The organism is Pseudobacillus sp. FSL P4-0506 (assembly GCF_038003025.1).
Taxonomy (GTDB): domain Bacteria; phylum Bacillota; class Bacilli; order Bacillales; family Domibacillaceae; genus Pseudobacillus.
In genome coordinates, this window is record NZ_JBBOOI010000001.1 from 4,082,983 (window position 1) to 4,103,896 (window position 20,914).

A 20,914-nucleotide genomic window follows, 5' to 3' on the forward strand; every position below is an offset into this window, starting at 1 on the left:
ACATTGTAATAATAATTACAAATTTTTTTCATTTCTTCTTTATTTAAAAATAATAGACATACTTCTTATTTTTACCCTTTCTTTTTCCCCTTTAAACCACTTATAAATGTTTTACTAAACAAGCAAAACAAGATCCCAAACGACCAGTTTCCCTCTAATCACTAGCGGATACCATGCAATCTGACAGTAACTGGCCTTCTATTTGGGACCTACCTCTCGTTATGTTAATTCCTTTAGTATATCTTCGTCTCTCGTTTCATCCCTGGATAAAACCTCTTGAACAGGATCAAATGGTTCTCCATACAATTCTTCATCTTTATACTTATGGATGAGCCGATACGTTTTTTTCATGCTTTCATAGATCTTTTCCTCTGTTTCATCCTTTGATGTCCAATAAAGAATTTCCATATCGTTTACTTCATTAGTAGCGAGGGAACGACGGGAGTAACCGATGGTTGAAGCATGATTGAATCCCTCTCTCGCATAAAAACGCAAGCGCTTCTCACTGTCTGTATCTTCGTAGTTAACCGGTTCCACCTCTAAGATGATCGCTTTCCCTTTTGCTTTTAGCTTGTCGATTAGCTTATGGCCAAGCCCCTGTCCGCGGGCATTCTTTGATACAAATAAATAATCAACAAATATAAAATCATCGAATTCCACATAAATAAGCACATGATTAGGGCCTTCATCTTTATGATAAATATCGCTTTGCTCTTCTAAAAGTAATTCGATGTGTTCTCTTGATTTCATTTCTTCAATCGGAAAATATTGATTTAGCTTTTCATACCAATGCATTTAATCTTCCTTTCTTTTTAAGGGTGTATAATCCACATCCTGCGTATACTTATTGCTAGCATTCCACAATAAAAATTCATTTATGCCATTTTCATTTAACGCGCGAATTTGTGCTTCTACCTCAGCCTTGCCGTAAGGACGATAATTGCCGGTTCCAAGCCAAGAAGCTGTAAAGTCTTGCAGCCACGGTCTCGAAAGCGGTGGAGTTTTCAACTCCTTCAGCTTCTTGTTCTCCACCTTAACATATTCTGTAATTAATTTGTAGGGTTCCGTGTCGGGTTTGGCAATCCCAAAATAAGAGGTCCAATGACTAGGGTAGACCATTGAAGAAATCACATCCACGTTCTCGGCAATTTTTGAAAAGTTTTGCCCAATTCCAGGAGCTTCCGGCAGCGTAGCGGAATAACCGAAAATATCGACAGACACTTTTACTCCATAAGGCCTTAGTTTTTCTCGCGCATAATGAACAAAGTCTGTTACCGCCTGTACCCGTCGATGAACAGCATCTTCTTTTGAGTTTGCATATTCACCGAGATTGTAAATGAGCTGCTTATCCCGTTTCTCAAATCCCTCTGGAAAGCGAACATAATCGAATTGCACTTCTTGGAAACCCATTTTTGCTGCCTCAATGGCTATGCCTACGTTGTAGTCCCATACTTCTTTCATAAATGGATTGACGAAAGATTCCCCACCGCCATTTGACCATACCTTCCCATTTTCAGTAAAAGACCATTCCGGCTTGGCTTTTGCCAGGTTAGTATCCTTAAAAACAACCACGCGTGCAATCGGATATACTTGCTTTTCCTCCATTTTCTCCAGCAGCATTCTCGTATCTTTAATAAACGGCTGGCTGATTCCTTCATATGGAGAGTCACGCTTCGGTTTGTATGTAAGATTTCCATGATCGTCCTTTATGTCAATGACCATTGCATTTAATTCCGTTGCTTCCACCATTTTGAGAAGCTTATCAAACCGAGCCCCTCCTGCTGAGTGACCAGTCACATAAATCCCCCGAACTGCATCCGGATAAGTAAAGTGCAAATCAGACCTGCTTTGGAAGCGCGCCACTTTGCTTGGAACTTCTTTGTTTAAGGATGGTATGGGCCGTTCTTTAAAATTCACTTCTTCCTGTGCTGTGCCAGTTGCTCCAGGAAGAAGAAGCATTCCAATTAGAAGAACAGCCGTTCCTATCTTTTTCCATCTCTCCATACCTATTCCTCCCTCCTATCCTTTTTTCACCAGTCTCGTTATCTTTTATCCTCTTACACTTACTTTAAACAGAAAATCTACAACTACTTAAATATTGTTAGTCATTGATTCAAAAAAATGAGGCCCTCTGCAAGCCAGCCATAGATAGACTGGGCAGAGGGCCCATTTTCTTTTAATAATTTGCCTTGTATTGTTTAAACTCTTTTTCAGAGCAGTATACCCAATGCTCCGGTGCTATCTCTCTCATTCTTACTTCTTCACCGGCAGCATAATTATGAACCGCTGGGTCGTATGTTTTTCGTGTACGATTTCTTTCATAGTCCGGATCCGGAAGTGGAATAGCCGAAAGCAGAGACTGTGTGTACGGATGAAGCGGCTTTTCATACAGCACATTGCTTGGTGCGAGTTCCACCAGCTTTCCAAAATACATGACACCGATACGATCACTGATGTACTTTACCATTGACAGATCATGTGCAATAAATAAGTATGTCAAACCTTTTTCTTTTTGCAGCTTCTGCATCAAGTTCACAACTTGCGCTTGAATCGATACGTCCAGCGCTGAAATCGGCTCATCTGCAATGATAAAGTCCGGCTCTACCGCAAGGGCACGTGCAATCCCAAGACGCTGGCGCTGGCCGCCAGAAAACTCGTGCGGGTAGCGATTGGCATGCTCGCGGTTCAAGCCGACCGTCTCCAGCAAACTATATACTTTATCCATTCGCTCTTTTTTTGTTTTTGCCAAACCATGAATATCGATTCCTTCTGCAATAATATCCGCTACCTTCATACGCGGGTTAAGTGACGCATAAGGGTCTTGGAAGATCATTTGCATCTTACGGTTGAATTCTTTTAAATCTCTTTTCGACTTCTTGCCGTGCACATCTTTTCCATTAAATAATACCTGTCCCCCAGTAGCATCATATAAGCGAATAATTGTCCGCCCAGTTGTTGACTTCCCGCATCCTGATTCCCCTACTAATCCGAGTGTTTCTCCGCGGTAAATATCAAAGGATACATCATCTACTGCTCGCACTTCATTAGGAAATCCGATATTAAAATACTGCTTTAATCCTTTGACTTCAATTAATTTCTCTTTCATTACTAAACCCCCCTTACCATAACCGGCTTCTCAAACGTTCCCGCTAATTTCTTTCTAATTTTAAGGACTGCTTCAGGAGGGTCCACTCTTGGAGCGTCAGGATGCAGAAGCCAAGTTTTTGCAAAATGTGTAGGTGATACCTGAAACATTGGTGGTTCCTCTTCATAATCAATCTGCAGAGCGTAAGGATTTCTCGGAGCAAATGCATCGCCCTTTGGAGGATTCGTTAAATCAGGCGGCGTTCCCGGAATCGCTTCCAATTGTCCGTCATCTACAGTCTCCAGACTAGGCATAGAAGCCATCAGTCCCCATGTATATGGATGGCGGGGATCGTAAAAGATCTCATCCACTGTACCAATCTCTACAATCTGTCCAGCATACATAACCGCTACCCGGTCTGCTACATTAGCCACTACGCCTAAATCATGAGTAATAAAAATAATGGAAGACCCAACTTCTTTTTTAATGTTCTTCATCAGCTCTAGTATTTGAGCTTGGATGGTTACATCAAGTGCTGTTGTGGGCTCATCGGCAATCAGTAGTTTGGGATTAGCCGCCAGCGCAATCGCGATCATTACCCTCTGCCTCATCCCGCCGGAAAATTGATGGGGATATTGTCTAACCCGTTCTTCAGCTTTCGGGATGCCAACAAGCTTTAATAATTCAATCGCTTGTTTATTGGCTGCTTCCTTGCTCACATTGTTATGCTTCAAGATTACCTCTGTAATTTGGGCTCCTACCCTCATCGTAGGATTTAAAGAGGTCATTGGATCCTGAAAAATCATGCTAATATCTTGTCCGAGTATTTTTTCCATCTGTTTAGAAGTTTTAGGAACCAAATCTTCTCCTTCCAGAAGAATTTGTCCGTTTTTAATTTCACCGGGAGGCATAGGTATAAGCTTCATAATTGCCTGTGTCGTTACACTTTTTCCTGACCCAGATTCACCAACGATTGCCAGTGTTTCTCCCTTGTTCACATCAAAACTGATACCTCTCACAGCATGCACATAACCACCATAAGTCTGAAATCCGACCTCTAAGTTTTTAACTTCCAATAACTTTTCCATCGTATACGTCCTCCTATTTTCTTAACCGTGGATCAAGCGCATCTCGTAAGCCGTCCCCAATCACGTTAAAAGCAAAGATTGTTAAACAAATGAATGTTGCCGGGAAAAATAATCTCCACGGGAAGTACTCAAGAGCCGGCAATCCATCGGAAGCCATTGTTCCCCAGCTTGCTAAAGGAGGATTTAAACCTAAACCAAGAAAGCTTAAAAATGCTTCTGTAAATATAGCGGTAGGAATAGTCAGAGTAAGGGTAACAAGGATAGGCCCCATCGAGTTAGGGATTAAATGTTTGAATAAAATTCTTTTTGAATCGGCACCCAGTGTTCTTGAAGCCAATACAAACTCCTGAGTTTTCAACTGCAAAACTTGGCCGCGGACAATCCTAGCCATCCCAATCCAGCCCGTAATAGTCATTGCTAAAATCATCGTACCAAGGCCTTGACCAAGCACTACCATTAAAATAATAATCATAAGAAGGTTCGGAATACCGTACAAAATGTCTGCAATCCGCATCATAATTTCATCTACCCGGCCGCCTTTGTAGCCAGCAATTCCTCCCCAGATAATTCCGATAAGCAAATCGATGAGAGCAGCAGCAATCCCGATAAATAGTGAAATTCTCGCTCCTTCCCATGTACGTGCAAACACATCACGGCCAAGATCATCTGTGCCAAACCAATGTTTCGCAGACGGCGGCTGGTTGGAATTCATCAGATCGTTAGTAGCATAATCATATTTCACAATATGGGGTCCAATGATAGCCATGAGGATTAATACAATCAGAAGGAATGCGCCAAACATGGCCAATTTATTCTTTTTAAAATGAATCCATGCTTCTTTCCAAAAGGACAAACTCGGTTTATCAATTTTTTCGGCGTTATCTATCTGTGATCCGACAACTACAAATTTATTGTTCTTTTCTGGCATCGCGCTCATTTCAGATTAGGCTCCCTTCTTGTGTGCTCTTAGTTTGATTCTTGGGTCAATCATTCCATAGATAATGTCAACAATAAAAATTGATAGAAGCAATAGAATGCTATAAAACACAGTTACACCCATGATGACTGTATAATCGCGGTTTTGAATACTTGTTACAAAGTGTGATCCTAATCCCGGAATACCAAAGATTTTTTCAATGACGAAGCTTCCTGTGATAATTCCTGCAGAAAGTGGGCCAAGATAAGACACTACTGGCATCATCGCATTACGAACTGCGTGTTTAACAGTAATAACTCCACGGCTTAACCCTTTCGCTTTAGCTGTTTTAATATAATCATTAGACAACACCTCAAGCATGGAAGAACGGGTTAGACGGGCAATAAACGCAAGCGGAGTAGTCGCTAAAGCCAGGGCCGGGAGAATTGTGTGAGCAAAAGAATCCCAACGGGCTACAGGAAGTATCTGTAGCTTAATAGCAAAGATATATTGCAAAAGAGCAGCCATAATAAAAGACGGTACTGATATGCCAATGACAGCTAGAATCATTGATGAATAATCTTGCCACTTGTTATGATATAAGGCAGCGAGTACTCCTAACAAAACACCTAAAGCTAGAGCAATAAAGATAGCTTCTATTCCTAGTGCTAACGAAACTGGAAAACCTTCACTAATAATGTCATTGACGGTTTGGCCTTTATATTTAAAAGAAGGGCCAAAATCCCAAGTAGCAATTTTTTTCAAATAATCAAAATACTGAATATACCACGGTTCATTAAGCCCGTAATGAGCATTTAAGTTGGCTTCTATTTCTGGGGGCAATTGTTTTTCAGAGGTAAATGGGTTTCCCGGAGCAAGCCTCATAAGAAAGAACGTTGCTGTAATGATTACTAATAAGGACAAAAACATGTAGAAGAATCTCTTACCAAAATATTTGATCATTTTGTACACCTCCAAATTATGCATAAAACTCAAAACTCAAGGGTACATGGGAACCTGTCCCACATACCCTTGATTTAGAAATTAATTACTCAAAGTGAGCCCATTTCAGCTGCACGTCGCCTAAACCGGACATAACTACATCTTTTAGGTTCTCTCTCTGTACCCAAGAGTTCGTATAGAAATAGATTGGAGCTACAGGCATTTCATCAATAAAGATCTTCTCAGCATCTTTTAACATTTGAGCACGCTTTTCAGGATCCATTTCTTTTTGTGATTCCACTAAAAGTTTCTTGAATTCTGGATTTTCCCAATTTGTATCGTTGTTTCCGCCTTCTTTCTCACGGAACAATTCAAGGAAGTTAATTGGATCATTAAAGTCTCCTAGCCATCCCATACGTCCAACCATATAGTCTCCAGAGTGAAGTTTTTCAATATAAACAGCCCATTCTTCGTTTCCAAGCTTCGTTTTAACACCTAGTTCCTTCTTCCAAGTATCTTGGATTGCCTGAGCAATTTTTTGGTGAGCTTCATCCGTATTATAAGAAATTGTAATTTCCGGAAGTTCTGAAGCGTCTTTCAAGCCCAATTCTTTTAAACCTTTTTCTAAATATTCTTTTGCAGTTTTAACATCGTGATCTTTGAAATAACCTTTTTCATTTTCTTTAAACATACTAGGAGGTACTGCAGCCATTGCTGGAATCTGGCCACCTTTTGTAATCTTCTCTACAATGGACTTTCTGTCGATCGCATAAGTGAGTGCCTTGCGGATATTCACGTTGTTAAGCGGTTTCATTTCTGTGTTGAACTTATACCAATAAACCCCAGCGATCGGTTCAACGTTTAATAGTTTTTCATCTTTCAAGCTTGACATAGCATCTGTCGGTAAAGAACTGAACGGCATACCTGCCCAGTCAAGTTCTCCCTTTTTAAACATGGAGAGTTCTGTATTTACATCATTAATCATAAACATTTGAATTGTATCAAGCTTTACAGTGTCTTTATCCCAATACTGGTCATTCTTCTTCAAAACAATTTTGTCGCTATGTTCCCATTGGTCCATTACGTATGGTCCATTGGATACATAATCTTCACCAGCGTTTTTATACCAATTCGGATTTTGTTGAGCAACTTTGCTGTTAACAGGTAAGTAAGTATAAAAGGCAGTTAACTCTAGAAAATAAGGCGTAGGGTTTTCTAACGTTACTTGAAGCTTTTTCTCATCTAACGCTTTAACTCCTACCTCATCAATTTTAGCTTTTCCTTCATTGGCAGCTTGGCCATTCTTTAAATAATAAAGTTGGTAAGCATATTGAGATTGATTCTTTGGATCAAGCGCCCATTTCCATGCATATTCAAAATCTTTCGCAGTGACCGGATCACCGTTTGACCATTTGTGATCACGAAGTGTAAATGTATAAACTTTGCCATCCTCTGATACGTCTACTTTTTCAGCTGCTGCATTTTCAGGTTTGTCGTCTTTGTTAATTCTTGTCAGCCCTTCAAAAGTATTTCTTAAGACTGATCCAGACGTACTATCATTTGCTAGGCCTGGATGCATAGAAAATGGCTCGGTTTTAATATTAATTTTTAATTCATTTTTGTTGTCCTCTTTTGCATTTTCTCCAGCTTTGTTACCGCCGCCATTGCCGCTACCGCCGCCACATGCTGCAAGAAACATACTCAGCACAAGCAATAAAGCAAGAAAAAAAGTATAATTTCTTTTCTTCATCTAAATCCCCCTTAATCATTATTTTCTTCCTAATTATTCAGAAGATTTCTTTACTAATTATAAACTTTCTTAATTTTTTTGCAATAATTATTTTTCAATTCCTTTTAAAAAGTATATATTTTCCTAATTGAGTAATTAATCCCCTTCCAATAGCCCTAAATGGCATTTTTTCATTAAATTGAATAATAATTCACTTAGATAAAACGCTTTCATTTATTGGTCATTCCAAACAAATTTTCTATTGTTATTTTCATAGTATAGTTTCATCACTTAAATCTTCTTCTTTTAAACCTGATTCACAGAAAATATGGGGATTATTCCCTTCTCTTTGTATGTTTATTATATAACGAAGGCTAATTGTTTATTTCCCCTTGAAAAGGTGACAGGTGTCACCTGTTGAATTATTATTCATTTTTATGAATTTTATCTCTTTTTACGACTATAAAATCCAATTAACAACAGTTTTGTATTTTTTAAAGCCTCTTCAATTCAATGACAGAAGCTTACAATTTAAGTAGTTATAATTACACTAGTTGTTTTATAAGGGTTTAGAAAAGAAACACTCCATATATTGTTTTTTTTCGCTTTATATTATATCTTCTACTTTTATATGCTCATTCTTTCCTTATCTTGAAAGTTGCAGAGTATTTGTTTATAATTTTGTCAACAAGAAGTGAGGGATTATGTGATGAAAACAATTTTTTCCGGCATCCAGCCGAGCGGTACAATTACTCTTGGCAACTATATTGGTGCTCTCAAACAATTTACTGAACTGCAGGACGATTACAATTGTTACTTCTGTATCGTTGATCAGCATGCCATTACGGTTCCCCAAGACCGTCTAAAGCTGCGTCAAAATATTCGCAGTCTGGCTGCTTTATACATAGCTGTTGGAATCGATCCTAAGAAAGCTACTTTATTCATTCAATCAGAAGTCCCAGCTCATGCTCAAGCTGGCTGGATGCTTCAATGCGTCGCCTATATCGGTGAATTAGAGCGAATGACGCAGTTTAAAGATAAGTCAGCTGGCAAAGAAGCGGTTTCCGCGGGTCTTTTGACTTACCCGCCGCTCATGGCTGCTGACATTTTGCTATACGGAGCTGATTTGGTGCCTGTTGGGGAAGATCAGAAGCAGCATTTAGAGCTGACCAGAGATCTTGCAGAAAGATTTAACCGTAAATACAATGATATCTTTACGATTCCTGAAGTTCGCATCCCTAAATCGGGCGCTCGGGTTATGTCGTTGCAGGATCCAGCGAAGAAAATGAGTAAATCGGATCCGAATGCTAAAGCCTTTATCTCTCTGCTTGACGATCCCAAACAAATTGAAAAGAAAATTAAAAGTGCCGTTACTGATTCGGACGGCATCGTAAAATTTGATAAAGAGTCAAAGCCTGGCCTTTCTAATCTTCTTTCCATTTATTCTGTGCTTGGTGAACTATCTATTGAAGACATTGAAAAGCGCTATGAAGGCAAAGGATATGGTGACTTTAAAGCCGGACTAGCTGAAGTTGTTGTCCGCCATTTAGAACCGATTCAAAAGCGCTATTATGAGCTTCTCGATTCTGAAGAGCTGGACCTCATTCTAGATGAAGGTGCCGCTAAAGCCAATCAAGTAGCTGGAAAAATGCTAAAGAAAATGGAAAATGCCATGGGGCTGGGTAGAAAGAAAAAATAACAAATGCCCGACTTGTCTGGCCGCTCTTTGAAGGCAGACCATCCATTCAATAAAAAAGCTGAACCTGATGAGGTTCAGCTTTTTATTTGATCGATTCATTTTTGGATGTGTGTTCCGTTTCCCACAGCTTTTCAAAAAATGGCTGTCCTTTTATGAGGTTTTCACAGAGACGATCATGCCGGCTTGTCCATCCTTCCATCGTCTCTTCAAGAAAAATTCTTTTAATGTCTTCCACGTTCATCGTTTGGATATCCTCATAACGCTCAGGCATCCACTCTGTGTACCAATAGCGAATCTCGGCTGAATTTTTTGAAGAAAACAATTGATCAAGCGCCATAAACAATAGTTGTTTTAGTTGTCTTTCTTTTCTTGTTAAACCTTTCATGCTTTCAGGAGAAAGCGATAAAATATGATATTCTTTTTCTTCCATTTCCCATGCAAGCTCATAGGATGTGATTGGATGCACTTCAAACATTTCGAAAGCTAACTGTTCCTGTCTTGGGACGAGGCGGCTTTTGCGTACGGGAATCGTGTATCCCATTGTATCAACAGCCAATATCCCTCTTCCATCCGTAACGACAAAACAATGCTCCAACTGGATTCTTTCATGATTTCTTCTCAAGAAAGCTTTTTTACGTACATCCTCTAGGAGTTGTTTTGGCAATTCCGCTAAATGATTTTCAATATAATAAAATAATTTCTCGTCGATTAAAAGCAAAGGTACCTGATCTAATAACTCAACAGCGTCCTCTTTGCGCCATTCGTGATAGTGGCATACATTGTACCCGTTCTCCTCCCCCTCAAACCAGTTCACCCAGACATCATGAAGATATAACATAATGAACCTCCTCACTTCTTCATCTATTTGTCTTAAAGTATGGGCAAAGCGAAGTAAAATTATTCCTTGAACGACTATTTTTTCTTTATTGCCTCGTTGGAAAGTAGAGAGCAGCTGTCATTAGTAAAATACCAGCCGCCAATAAGTAACATTCCACCCGCTCGAAAACAAATTGGACATACTCTTGCACAGTGAACCCGGCTGTCAGCAGATTTAAGTACATGATGCAGCTTACTCCACCGAGAATGGATAAGCCAAATCCGGTTAAAAAGGCAACTAGGCGTAGGGCCATCTTCCTCTTCCTTTATCAATTGATCAGGCTGCAGCAGCTTGTCCTATATATGTATGTCCTTCAATAAAAAAAATGCCAAAAAAACAGGGATAGACAGATCCCTTTACAACTTTTGCAGGCAGTCGGCTGCTGTTTTGAACGCGTGGAAAATAAAAAAGATGAATAAAAGCGGAGCTTTTATTCATCTTCGGCGTTGATCGCTTATTCTGATTTGTATTTACGTAAAGCAATGGTCGCGTTGTGACCGCCAAAGCCAAGGGAGTTGCTGAGTGCAACATCAATTTCTTTTTTGCGCGATACGTTCGTCACGTAATCTAAATCGCATTTCGGATCTGGTGTTTCATAATTAATCGTTGGTGGTAACATATTGTTCTTAATTGCTAAAGCCGTAAAGATCGCTTCTACTCCCCCGGCCGCTCCTAGTAGGTGGCCTGTCATGGATTTCGTTGAGCTAATGGCTAAATTGTAAGCATGCTCTCCGAACACTGTTTTAACCGCTGCCGTTTCAAATTCATCGTTATACGGCGTGCTCGTTCCGTGAGCATTAATGTAATCTACTTCTTCAGGATTAATGCCTCCATCTTCAATCGCGATTTGCATCGCTCTTGCTCCACCTTCACCATCTGGTGCTGGAGCAGTGATATGATGGGCGTCTCCTGTAGAGCCATACCCGACAATTTCTGCGTAAATATGAGCGCCTCGCTTCTTAGCGTGTTCAAGTTCTTCTAATACAACGATGCCCGCTCCTTCTCCCATAACAAAGCCATCACGGTTTGCATCAAATGGACGGCTTGCTGTTTTTGGATCGGGGTTCGTTGATAGAGCGGTGTTCGCACAGAATCCAGCTACGGACATTTGCGTAATTGGCGCTTCGCTTCCTCCAGTAATCATCGCATCTGCATCTCCACGCTGAATCACTTTAAAAGCGTCGCCAATAGAGTTCGTGCCAGTCGCACAAGCAGTTACTGTACAGGAATTCACTCCTTTAGCGCCTAAGAAAATGGATACTTGTCCCGCTGCCATATCGGGAATCATCATCGGCACAAAGAACGGGCTGACGCGTCGATAGCCGCGGTCGAGAAACGTTTTAAATTGATTTTCGAATGTTTCCATGCCGCCAATCCCTGAACCTACCCAAACACCGATGCGATCTGCATTGGATTCATCAATGGTTAAATCTGCATTTTTCACAGCCATCTTTGCTGCAGCGACCGCATATTGTGTAAAACGGTCCATTTTGCGGGCATCTCTTTTATCCATAAAGTCTTCTGGATTAAAATCGGTAACCTCTGCAGCTACCTTTACCGGATAATCATCTGGATTTACTCGAGTTAACGGTTTAACTCCGCTGACTCCACTTAAAATATTAGCCCATGCTTCTTCTACTGTATTTCCAACAGGCGAGATAATTCCAAGCCCGGTAATAACTACTCTTCGTTTTTCCACTCTTTCCACTCCTTCGTACTACTTATTCAATCACTATATAAGATTAGCGTCCCCATCTCATAGCAATTGCACCCCAAGTGAGTCCGCCGCCGAACCCAACCATGATTAATAGATCATCGTCTTTAATTTTTCCTGCCTGTAGTTCTTCGATTAAAGTGAGCGGGATGGAAGCAGACGATGTGTTTCCATATTTATTAATAGTAACCGACATTTTTTCTTTTGGCAGATCAAGCCGCTGACGTGCTGCTTCCATAATGCGGATATTTGCCTGATGAGGAAGCAAAAAATCGACATCTTCCTTTTGAAGGCCCGCTTTTTCCAACACATTCACACAAGATTCTCCCATTTGGCGCACAGCAAACTTAAATACTTCGCGTCCATTCATTTTGATATAATCTTTTTGATACAAATGCTTTAGTCCTGAACCGTCCGCTCCGAGCTCAAAAGCTAAAATGCCGCGGCCTTCTGATACTTGGCTAACAACAGCCGCTCCAGCCCCATCACCGAATAAAACAGCTGTATTACGGTCAGACCAATCCACTGCTTTTGTCAATTTTTCTACACCTACAACGAGAACATGCTTGTAATCACTCGCTTCGATGAACTGCTTTGCTGTTACAATTCCATACATAAAGCCGGCACATGCAGCACTAAGGTCCATAGCCGCAGCTTTTGTAGCTCCGATTTGGTGCTGTATCATTGTAGCTACAGAAGGAAAGCGATAGTCAGGAGTGACGGTTGCCACGATAATTAAATCGATCTCTTCAGGAGAAATCCCTGCATTTTCAACGGCTTGTTGCGCCGCTTTTACGGCCATGTCAGATGTATCCGTCTCGTCCCCTGCAATTCTTCGTGATTCGATTCCTGTTCTTGTTCTTATCCACTCATCTGATGTATCCATCATCTTTTCCAAGTCAAAGTTTGTTAATTCTTTTTCAGGCACAAATTGGCCCATTCCAATAATTCCTGCGTTCATCAGGACCCCTTCTTTCAACTGCTCTATTAGCATATAATCAAATATTAAGACTTGGTACTAATTTTACTTAAAAAGGGCTCATTTTGCAATAGATGAATCTTGTCGCATGTTGCTTATTCTTACATCATAGAAGTCACTGTTGTACTTGATTGTTGAGCTCCGCTACAACCAACAGATGAAAAAGCATCCACCTTTAACAAGTCAACAGAAAAGAGACGGCCCCACGATCATCGATGAATCGCGGGGCCGTCTCTTTTTGATTAATTATTCTCTTGCTGTGCTTCTTTTTTACCTAACTCGTATGCTTCATTCATGACGTTAAGAAACATCCCCATGAATGGTTCTATTAAATCCATAGAGAAATCTATTCCTGATTCTTTTAATTTTTCTTGTGCCTCCGGTAAGTACTTCATAGCAATTTGCATAAATTCCATATTTTTATTCTCGTTCATCTTTATTCCTCCGATTATTTATTTGGCAATTTGCCTGTTTTGATATATCGGTTAATATCCGCATTTATTTTCTTTTGGAAGACTTTGTCCACTTCCGGACTGAAAGGGCTTAAAGAAATAACTCCATCTGCAAAGTCAAAATGAAGATTACCAGATTTCAATTTTCCTTTCACAAATTGGTCGGCAACGAGTACATACAGCTGGTCCACGTGTTGTACTGTACTTGTCAAAACCGTGTCTTTGCCAAGATCCGACTGATCGGATACATAACCGATAGCATGCAAGCCATTTGCCTTTAATTTGTCGATAACAGGTACATTATAGCCATCCCCAGCTGGATAGACAACATCGGCGTCCTCAGCAATTATTTTGTCAAGCAGTTGCAGCGCCTTCTCTCTGTCATCCCAGTTCTCTACATATTCTGTTGCCACGCGAATATCGTTGCGTTCGAATTTCGCTCCTTCTACAAATCCTTTGACTTCCGGCTGCCATTTGTGTGTTGCTACGATCCCGATCGTTCCTGTTTTTGAATAATGGGCTGCTGTCATCCCCCCAAAGAATCCCATTGCATGTGCTTCAAATTTTAAGCTTGTCGTATTTTTTTCATCTGCATTGCCATTAAAGCTGACAAAATGTATATCAGGATAATCTGGGGCTAGCTTATTGAAATAATCGGCGTATTCATTGCCGTGACCAAATACAATATCTACACCTTTATGTGAAAACTCCTCTACAGCTCGTTCTACTAATGCTTGGGAATTAATATTTTCCTTGTAGAAAATATCCGTTCCATAGGCATTCTGAATTTTTAACATGCCTTTATATCCATTTGTTCCCCATACTTGATCGTTAATTGTATCAGGAACGAGCAGACCGACTTTCTCCAGCTTTTTCGATTCTTGTTTTCCTGAACAGCCTGCAAGAACCATCATGAAACAAATCCCTAGTATAGCTAGTAATCTTTTGTTGAACATTTTCTTTCTCCTTTTATATACCAACACCCACCTTCCTTTATCTTAACTGTATTTATTAAGAAGAAAAAGTTTTTTCGAATAAGATAAATAAAAATGTTAAAAATACTGACAAAAATTCATTTCAAACTGTATCTCTACTGTGCTATGATTAATGTTGGCTTATATACATATCTTCTTTTGAAGGAGGGATATTTCATGCAATTCATTATGACTTTCTTCTGGACTTTCTTATTGACAGAGATGTTAACATACGTTGTCAGCTCAATGAACGGCGCTGAATTCAGCTTCATGACAGGCTTGATGCTCTCTATTATCGCAACTATTATCCTGTTTGTTCTTTCTACATTAATTACAGACGATCATGCTGAACAGCATTAAATTACAAAAACGGCTGCCCCAAGCAGCCGTTTTTGTTTTTATAGCCGAGCTTCGCCTATAGCACCAGGCTGACTAAAAATGCTTGTCTTTTGAAGCGCGGAGGTTTGTTGCTGTTATAAAATAGCTGCTTTCCGTTTACCTGATAATTAGCTCTCCGTTCTCCACATCAACAATCGCTTCACTGTGAGGAAGGATCAATCCGGAAATAATCGCCCGGGCAAGCTTCGTTTCAATTTGGTGCTGGATAAAACGTTTCAATGGCCGCGCCCCATATACCGGATCAAACCCCTCTTTCGCGATAAATTCTTTCGCTTCTTCTGTAAGCTTCAGATTGATTTGCTGATCTTCAAGCCGCTTCTTTAAATCATTAACCATCCGCTCGGCGATGCCTTTAATATTTTCCAAGCTTAACGGTTTAAAGAGAACAATGTCATCTACGCGATTTAAAAACTCAGGACGGAAATGGTTCCGCAGCTGCCGCATGACTTTCTCTTTCGTTTCTTCCAGGATTTCGTCTTCATTTTCTTTGCGATCAAGCAAATAGTCAGAGCCGATGTTAGATGTCATGATAACCACTGTATTTTTACAATCGACAGTTCGGCCCTGCGAATCAGTTATTCGTCCGTCATCAAGCATTTGCAGTAAGATATTAAACACTTCTGGATGCGCTTTTTCAATTTCATCAAGCAGTACAACGGAATACGGCTTTCTGCGCAATGCTTCTGTCAGCTGTCCTCCTTCTTCAAAACCGACATATCCGGGAGGTGCACCGATCAAGCGGGAGACCGCGTGTTTTTCCATATATTCCGACATATCGATACGAATCATTTGCTCTTCACTATCAAACAATGTATTAGCGAGCGTTTTGGCCAGCTCTGTTTTACCAACACCAGTTGGCCCTAAGAAAATAAATGAACCAATGGGCCGATTCGGATCTTTAATTCCTGCACGTGCACGGAGTACGGCGTCGCTCACTAACTGAACCGCCTCGTCTTGCCCAACAACCCGCTCGTGCATAATACTCTCTAAGCGCAACAGTTTTTCCCGTTCTCCTTCCACAAGCTTTGTTACAGGAATACCCGTCCAGCGGGCGACAATATCAGCAATCTCTTCTTCGGTCACTTCTTCACGCAACAAACGGTTATCATTTTGATTGGCTCTTTCCATTTCCTCTTCCAAATGGACAAGCTCTTTCTCAACAGCTGGAATTTTACCGTGGCGCAGCTCTGCAGCTTTGTTCAAATCATAGCGGCTTTCCGCATCCTCCAGCTCTCTTCTCAACTTTTCAAGCTGCTCCCGCTTTTCCTGTACTCGGCCAATGGCTTCCTTTTCTGACTCCCAGCGCGCCCTCATTTCATTCGCTTTTTCCTTTAAATTAGCGAGCTCTTCCTGCAGTTGCTCAAGCCTTTCTTTGCTTGATACATCCGTCTCTTTTTGTAATGCTGCTTCTTCAATCTCCAACTGCATAACACGGCGAGTCACTTCATCCAGTTCACTCGGCATCGAGTCAATTTCTGTACGGATCGTAGCACAGGCCTCGTCAACTAAATCAATCGCTTTGTCAGGTAAAAAACGATCGGTAATATACCTGTTAGATAGGACAGCAGCAGCAACGAGCGCCCGGTCATGAATCTTTACTCCATGATGGATTTCAAACCGTTCCTTTAAGCCCCTTAAAATTGAAATCGTGTCTTCCGGTGTCGGCTCCTGAACAAGTACTTGTTGAAACCGACGCTCTAATGCCGGATCTTTCTCAATATACTTCCTATGCTCTTCAAGCGTTGTCGCCCCAATACAATGCAGCTCTCCACGTGCAAGCATCGGCTTTAACATATTACCGGCATCCATAGCCCCCTCAGTTTTTCCAGCTCCAACAATCGTATGCAGTTCATCAATAAACAGCAGAATCCGTCCTTCACTCTTCTTTACTTCATTTAAAACTGCCTTTAGTCTTTCTTCAAATTCTCCGCGAAATTTTGCTCCCGCGATAAGGGCACTCATATCAAGAGCAAAAATCGTTTTATCTTTTAGTCCTTCCGGTACGTCCTTGCGAACAATTCTTTGTGCCAATCCTTCAACAATAGCGGTCTTTCCCACTCCCGGTTCACCAATCAGCACTGGGTTGTTCTTTGTTTTTCGGGAAAGGATCCGGATAACGTGACGAATTTCGTTGTCACGTCCAATCACTGGGTCCATCTTTCCTGAGCGGACTTCCTCCACTAAATCACGTCCATATTTCTTTAACGCTTCATAGCCTGCTTCTGGCTGCTGTGATGTCACTTTTTGATTCCCCCTTATCTCTTTAATGGCCTTATTGATCTTCCCTTTTGTCAGCTGTTCTTTTTGTAGAAAACTTTTTGTCGCATAATCAGCTGCATCGGCAAGAACAGAAACAATATGTTCAACAGAAAGGTACTCATCTTCCCACTTTTCCTTCAGCCGTTCTGCTTCATTTAAAACAGACTGAAGGACGGTCGAAAGGTAGGCCCCATACTTCACATCAGTGCCAGCAATCGATGGCTGCTTTGAAAGCTCCTCCTGGAGAAATGCCCGCCATCTTGCATCATCACTACCCGACCGTTCAATAATCCGGGACATCAAGCTGTCCGGCCGATCAATAAGCGCCAGTAGAAAATGGGCAAGATCGATTTCCGTATGCTTATTTTTCTCAGCTGCCTTTTGAGCCTGAGCTAGTGCTTCTTGTACTGACAATGTCATTCTTTCAATGTCCAAATCGCTTTCCACCTCTCTTGACCTTTTTTGACCTTTTCTAAATTATATGGCTTTACAATGTAAAAAGTAAAGCATAAAGCCAGTAAAGGAAATATTGTCCACAAACGAATCATATATAAAGAATATCTTTATACTTTCTTTCCCAACCATGCTACATTATAAAAGTGAAAAGAATTAAATGGAGGAGGCTGTATTGGAAAACACTTATTTGCTACTAAAATATTTGTTTTTGGGTTTGTTTCAAGGCTTTACTGAACCGATTCCGATCTCTTCAAGCGGGCATCTTCAATTGGCCAAGCACTTTTTTGGCATCGAAATTAAAGGGCTGTCTTTTGAACTGCTCGTTAACTCGGCGTCACTGCTTGCTGTGTTGGCTGTCTATCGCTCAGACATTATACGGCTCGCTGCTAACGGATTTCATTACATAAAAGACCGTAATCCGGAGGATCGCTCCGAGTTTATGTTTATCGTATACTTGCTTATCGCCACTATTCCCGCCGGTATAATCGGTATTGTATTCGGCGATTTTATTGAAGACAAGTTGTCGTCCGTACGTACGGTAGCTATTACGCTTATCATCACAGGAATCGCTCTCTGGACGATTCGTAACTTAAGAGGACGCAAAAATGACGGCGATATGAGAGTAAGAGATGCCGTGATTATCGGCTGTGCCCAGGCAGTGGCTCTTATCCCTGGAATCAGCCGTTCTGGAGCAACCATTGTTGCTGCTATGGGACTTGGCATGAAGCAGGAAACAGCTCTTCGTTTCTCTTTCCTTCTGTTTATTCCTGTCAGTGTCGGCGGCATGATTTTAAGCTTTTCAGATATTCTGCAAGACCCTAACTTGCATCAGTTGGCTATTCCCTACACAGTGGCTTTTATTGGCTCGTTTGTCATGTCTTATTTCTCATTAAAATGGTTTATGAACATTATGGCGCAAGGAAACTTGAAATACTTTGCCATCTACTGCTTTATCGTTGGCCCACTCGTACTGCTGTTTCTCTAATTCAAAACATTGATTCTAATCCGAACACAGCTCGCCTTCTAACACCTAATCTCAGGTTTCTTAATAGGAAAATAGAAAAAGCACCCGCTTGATCAAGCGAGTGCTTTTTCTTTATTACTTTATTATTGAATACCAAGAGCAATTTTAGCATAGCGTGACATCATATCCCGTGACCACGGTGGATTCCAAACGATATCAACTTCTACTTCTTTTACCTCGGGAATATCTGCGAGTGCAGCTTTCACTTGGTCAACGATAATGCCAGCAAGCGGACAGCCCATTGATGTTAATGTCATCGTTACTTTTGTTTTTCCTGCCTCATCCATATCAACATCATATACCAACCCAAGGTTAACGATGTCAATACCAAGCTCCGGGTCAACGACTTGCTCTAGCGCCCCTAAAATATTTTCCTTTAAATCCTGATCCATGCTTTTTTCCTCCTTCAAGCTTTGGCTTATCCCTATCATAACAAAGCAGTGGACAAATTAGCACCTTCCATGCTTATTTTCCAACAAACAGGTAAATTTCATGTAAATATCTATGCTTCATTGGACATAAGTATTAAATTAAGCGTACACTTAAGAAAGAGAAACCATGAAAGGGAGTGTCTGCGGGTCAATGGCTGAAAAACATTTAATTGTCGTCGATTTAGATGGAACACTGCTTACGGATGATAAACAAATCTCCTCCCGTACAAAAGAAGTGCTAAAAAAAGCAATGGAGCAAGGACATGAAGTAATGATTGCTACTGGTCGTCCTTATCGCTCCAGCGGACTTTATTACAATGAGCTAGGTCTTGTAACACCCATCGTGAATTTTAATGGGGCTTTCGTCCATCATCCTAGAAATAATAGCTGGGGAATCTACCATGAACCAATGGACTTGAAAACAACTTCTGAAATTGTGGAAGCCTGCCATAACTTTGATTTCCATAATATTATTGCGGAAGTGCAGGATGATTTGTACTTTCACTATCATGATGAACGGCTGATTAATCTGTTTAATTTAGGGGATCCGGCTATTACTAGCGGCGATTTGCGTCGGATGCTTAATGATGACCCTACCTGCATGCTGATCCACGCCACTGAAAAAACAGCTCCGCTCATTCGTGATCACCTAAGCGAGGTTCATGCAGAAGTCATTCACCATAGACGCTGGACTGCCCCGTGGCATGTGATTGAGCTTGTTAAATTAGGACTAAATAAAGCAGTCGGCATTCAACGGGCCGCAGCTGATTTGAACATCCCTAGGGAGCGGATTATTGCTTTTGGCGATGAGGACAACGATTTGGAAATGATTGAATATGCCGGAACTGGAGTGGCCATGGGCAATGCTATTAATGAACTAAAAAATATCGCCAATGAGGTCACATTAACGAACGAAGAAGATGGGGTGGCTGCCTTCTTAGAGTCCAAATTAAATCTCGCCATAGATAAAAAATCTGCGATTTAAAGAAAGCCGGGTTGCACGCTATGCTTGCGTACAAGCCGGCTCTTTTTTAATCCTTTCTGAAGAAACCAAAAATTCCTGCTGTTTCTACAATATTGGTAAAAGCATTCGGATCTACTTCTTTTATGATTCGTTCCAAATCGTAAAGCTCGTATCTCGTAATAACAATCATCAGCATTTCACGTTCCTTACCTGAAAAAGCTCCCTTTGCCGGCAGGGCGGTGATCCCCCGCACAAGTTTGGCATGGATCGCCTTCTTGACCTCTTCGGATTTATCAGTAATAATCATAGCAGTTAATTTAGCGTGACGGGTATGGATCGCATCGACTACACGTGTGGAAACGTATAACGCTACCAATGTATAGAGGGCTTTTTCCCAGCCAAAGATTAAACCTGCGAGCAAGATAATAATCCCATTCATGACGAGAAAATAGTTTCCGATTGGCCGGTCCTTCATCCTTGAAAGAATCATGGCAACGATATCGAGACCGCCAGTTGATGCCCCCCACTTTAGCGTTAAGCCAACACCGGTTGCTCCAATGACTCCACCGAAAACTGCATTTAAAATAATGTCTTGTGACACAGCTTTTACAGGGATGAGTTCAAGGAAAATGGTAGAAACAACAACGGACAAAAAACTAAAAATGGTAAACGTCTTTCCTACTTTCATCCAGCCAAGAATCGCTACCGGGATGTTTAATAAGATGAGTAAAAATCCTACAGATACATTAATCGGTGTGAAAGAAGTAAAAATGTTTGACAGCAGCTGAGCCACGCCTTGAAATCCACTTGCATACACATTAGCTGGGATTAAGAAAAGATTCATGGAAAGCGCGTTTAAAAACGCCCCAATAATGACGATAATGACTTTCTTTGATAAACTCCAAACTGATTCTTTTACCAATTTC

At 40.9% G+C, this 20,914-nt stretch carries 20 protein-coding genes; 4 read left to right on the plus strand and 16 right to left on the minus strand.

Annotated elements, in window-relative coordinates:
- Positions 1-219: 219 nt before the first annotated feature.
- The 7 genes from MKZ02_RS20475 to MKZ02_RS20505 form a co-directional block, all read right to left on the minus strand.
- Positions 220-795: a GNAT family N-acetyltransferase gene (locus tag MKZ02_RS20475; RefSeq protein ID WP_120036495.1), complete on the minus strand. Its 576-nt coding sequence runs from the start codon at positions 793-795 to the stop codon at positions 220-222.
- Positions 796-2,004: a putative glycoside hydrolase gene (locus MKZ02_RS20480; protein WP_340855937.1), complete on the minus strand. Its 1,209-nt coding sequence runs from the start codon at positions 2,002-2,004 to the stop codon at positions 796-798.
- Positions 2,005-2,176: 172 nt separating this feature from the next.
- Positions 2,177-3,106: an ABC transporter ATP-binding protein gene (locus tag MKZ02_RS20485; protein ID WP_340855939.1), complete on the minus strand. Its 930-nt coding sequence runs from the start codon at positions 3,104-3,106 to the stop codon at positions 2,177-2,179.
- Between the two features lie 2 nt (positions 3,107-3,108).
- Positions 3,109-4,173, minus strand: a complete 1,065-nt coding sequence (locus MKZ02_RS20490; protein WP_340855941.1) for an ABC transporter ATP-binding protein — start codon at positions 4,171-4,173, stop codon at positions 3,109-3,111.
- Between the two features lie 13 nt (positions 4,174-4,186).
- Positions 4,187-5,101 carry an ABC transporter permease gene (locus tag MKZ02_RS20495; RefSeq protein WP_340856464.1) on the minus strand — a complete coding sequence of 305 codons (915 nt, stop codon included), beginning with the start codon at positions 5,099-5,101 and terminating at the stop codon, positions 4,187-4,189.
- A gap of 15 nt (positions 5,102-5,116) precedes the next feature.
- The gene (locus MKZ02_RS20500) at positions 5,117-6,052 is read right to left on the minus strand and encodes an ABC transporter permease (RefSeq protein ID WP_340855943.1); all 936 of its coding nucleotides are present in this window, start codon (positions 6,050-6,052) and stop codon (positions 5,117-5,119) included.
- A gap of 85 nt (positions 6,053-6,137) precedes the next feature.
- Positions 6,138-7,781, minus strand: a complete 1,644-nt coding sequence (locus tag MKZ02_RS20505) for a peptide ABC transporter substrate-binding protein (protein ID WP_340855945.1) — start codon at positions 7,779-7,781, stop codon at positions 6,138-6,140.
- A gap of 685 nt (positions 7,782-8,466) precedes the next feature.
- Here MKZ02_RS20505 and trpS point away from each other — a divergent pair.
- Positions 8,467-9,459 carry a tryptophan--tRNA ligase gene (gene trpS, locus MKZ02_RS20510; RefSeq protein WP_142927240.1) on the plus strand — a complete coding sequence of 331 codons (993 nt, stop codon included), beginning with the start codon at positions 8,467-8,469 and terminating at the stop codon, positions 9,457-9,459.
- A gap of 82 nt (positions 9,460-9,541) precedes the next feature.
- Here trpS and MKZ02_RS20515 read toward each other — a convergent pair whose 3' ends face one another.
- From MKZ02_RS20515 to MKZ02_RS20540, 6 genes are all read right to left on the minus strand, one after another.
- On the minus strand, positions 9,542-10,297 hold the full coding sequence (locus MKZ02_RS20515) for a YjbA family protein (protein ID WP_120036486.1): 756 nt from the start codon (positions 10,295-10,297) through the stop codon (positions 9,542-9,544).
- A gap of 85 nt (positions 10,298-10,382) precedes the next feature.
- On the minus strand, positions 10,383-10,589 hold the full coding sequence (locus tag MKZ02_RS20520) for a hypothetical protein (protein ID WP_120036485.1): 207 nt from the start codon (positions 10,587-10,589) through the stop codon (positions 10,383-10,385).
- 201 nt (positions 10,590-10,790) lie between these two features.
- Entirely contained in the window at positions 10,791-12,035 is a 1,245-nt protein-coding gene (fabF, locus tag MKZ02_RS20525) for a beta-ketoacyl-ACP synthase II (protein ID WP_340855951.1), read from the minus strand.
- Positions 12,036-12,078: 43 nt separating this feature from the next.
- The gene (locus MKZ02_RS20530) at positions 12,079-13,011 is read right to left on the minus strand and encodes a beta-ketoacyl-ACP synthase III (RefSeq protein ID WP_120036483.1); all 933 of its coding nucleotides are present in this window, start codon (positions 13,009-13,011) and stop codon (positions 12,079-12,081) included.
- 260 nt (positions 13,012-13,271) lie between these two features.
- A complete protein-coding gene (locus MKZ02_RS20535; RefSeq protein ID WP_120036482.1) occupies positions 13,272-13,463 on the minus strand; it encodes a ComZ family protein in 192 nt (63 codons plus the stop codon).
- Positions 13,464-13,477: 14 nt separating this feature from the next.
- A complete protein-coding gene (locus tag MKZ02_RS20540; protein WP_340855953.1) occupies positions 13,478-14,437 on the minus strand; it encodes a BMP family ABC transporter substrate-binding protein in 960 nt (319 codons plus the stop codon).
- A gap of 195 nt (positions 14,438-14,632) precedes the next feature.
- On the opposite strand from MKZ02_RS20540, the gene MKZ02_RS20545 reads away from it, so the two are divergent.
- Positions 14,633-14,815 carry a YjzD family protein gene (locus tag MKZ02_RS20545; protein WP_120036480.1) on the plus strand — a complete coding sequence of 61 codons (183 nt, stop codon included), beginning with the start codon at positions 14,633-14,635 and terminating at the stop codon, positions 14,813-14,815.
- 135 nt (positions 14,816-14,950) lie between these two features.
- Here the strand turns inward: MKZ02_RS20545 and clpB are convergent, their stop codons facing one another.
- Positions 14,951-17,548, minus strand: coding sequence for an ATP-dependent chaperone ClpB (clpB, locus tag MKZ02_RS20550; RefSeq protein WP_340855955.1), 2,598 nt, complete (start codon positions 17,546-17,548; stop codon positions 14,951-14,953).
- Between the two features lie 193 nt (positions 17,549-17,741).
- Here clpB and MKZ02_RS20555 point away from each other — a divergent pair, with 193 nt between their 5' ends.
- Complete coding sequence (locus MKZ02_RS20555) at positions 17,742-18,554, plus strand: undecaprenyl-diphosphate phosphatase (protein ID WP_340855957.1); 813 nt, start codon at positions 17,742-17,744, stop codon at positions 18,552-18,554.
- A 122-nt stretch (positions 18,555-18,676) separates the two neighbouring features.
- Here the strand turns inward: MKZ02_RS20555 and MKZ02_RS20560 are convergent, their stop codons facing one another.
- A complete protein-coding gene (locus MKZ02_RS20560; RefSeq protein WP_049660688.1) occupies positions 18,677-18,985 on the minus strand; it encodes a metal-sulfur cluster assembly factor in 309 nt (102 codons plus the stop codon).
- A 190-nt stretch (positions 18,986-19,175) separates the two neighbouring features.
- Here MKZ02_RS20560 and MKZ02_RS20565 point away from each other — a divergent pair, with 190 nt between their 5' ends.
- Complete coding sequence (locus MKZ02_RS20565) at positions 19,176-20,009, plus strand: Cof-type HAD-IIB family hydrolase (protein ID WP_340855962.1); 834 nt, start codon at positions 19,176-19,178, stop codon at positions 20,007-20,009.
- Positions 20,010-20,055: 46 nt separating this feature from the next.
- Here the strand turns inward: MKZ02_RS20565 and MKZ02_RS20570 are convergent, their stop codons facing one another.
- Positions 20,056-20,910: a YitT family protein gene (locus MKZ02_RS20570; RefSeq protein WP_259455710.1), complete on the minus strand. Its 855-nt coding sequence runs from the start codon at positions 20,908-20,910 to the stop codon at positions 20,056-20,058.
- Positions 20,911-20,914 lie beyond the last annotated feature (4 nt).